Annotated in this window: 1 protein-coding gene; it reads left to right on the top strand. The window is 72.3% G+C overall.

The genetic code is table 11. The features are described 5' to 3' along the window. A partial coding sequence (locus DEH69_RS24280; protein WP_181727585.1) for a polyketide synthase dehydratase domain-containing protein occupies positions 1-1,207 on the top strand: 1,207 nt, incomplete at both ends.

Here is a 1,207-nt window from a genome sequence, read left to right as displayed (position 1 = left end):
GCCCGGAGATCCGCTTCCCCAAGGACGTCGCCTCGGCCGACTACTGGGTGCGGCACGTCCGCGACGCCGTGCGCTTCGCCGACGATGTGCGCAGGTTGCAGGACGAGGGCGTCACCCGCTTCCTGGAGATCGGCCCCGACGGCGTGCTGACCGCCATGGTGCGGGAGCTCGACGACGGCACGGTGGCCGCCACGCTGCGCCGCCAAAGGGCCGAGGTCGAGAGCCTGTTCACGGGCATCGGGCGGCTGTTCGCCTCGGGCGTGCGGGTCGACTGGGAGGCCGTTCTCGGCGGGCGCGGGGCGCGGCGCGTCGATCTGCCGACCTACCCGTTCGAGCGCCAGTCGTTCTGGCTGGAGTCGGGGCGCGGTCTTGAGACCGCCGATCACCCGTTGTTGGATGCCGCGGTGGCGGTGGCGGGTGCGGATCAGGTGGTGTTGACGGGTCGTTTGTCGGTGGGGTCGCAGCCGTGGTTGGCGGATCATGTGATCGCGGGTGCGGTGTTGTTCCCGGGGACGGGTTTTGTGGAGTTGGCCGTGCGCGCGGGTGACGAGGTGGGTTGCGGTCGGGTCGATGAGTTGACGATTGAGGCGCCGTTGGTGCTTCCCGAGCGTGGTGCGATGGCCGTTCAGGTGGTGGTCGGCTCGGACGACGGGTCGGGGCGGCGCCCGGTGGAGGTGTACTCGCGCGGCGAGGACGACCACCACCAGCCGTGGGCCCGCCACGCCGCGGGAACGCTCGCCGCGGGCGCGGGAGGCACGGCCGAGTCGGTGACCCAGTGGCCGCCCTCGGGGGCCGAGCCGGTGGAAGTGTCGGGGCTCTACGGCGAGTTGGCCGAGGCCGGGGTCTCCTATGGCCCGGCGTTCCAGGGGCTCGCCTCCGCCTGGCGGCGCGGCGACGAGGTGTTCGCCGAGGTCGTGCTGGCCGGGGAAGCGGGCCGGTTCGGGCTTCACCCCGCGCTGCTCGACGCGGCCCTGCACGCCATCCCGCTGCTGTCCGACGATGAGCGGGTGATCCTGCCGTTCTCGTGGGCGGGCGTGACCCTGCATGCCAGCGGCGCCAACGTGCTGCGCGTCCGCCTGGTGTCAACCGGCCAGGACCAGGTCTCCCTCGACGCGGTAGACGGTGCCGGAGCGCCGGTGGTCTCGGTCGAGTCCCTGTCCCTGCGCGAGTTGTCGGCGCCTTCGCTTGCGCGTGTGGACTCGCTCTT

The sequence above is a fragment of the Streptomyces sp. PT12 genome, from assembly GCF_003311645.1.
Classification (GTDB): domain Bacteria; phylum Actinomycetota; class Actinomycetes; order Streptomycetales; family Streptomycetaceae; genus Streptomyces.
This window is presented reverse-complemented; position numbering and strand designations above follow the sequence as displayed.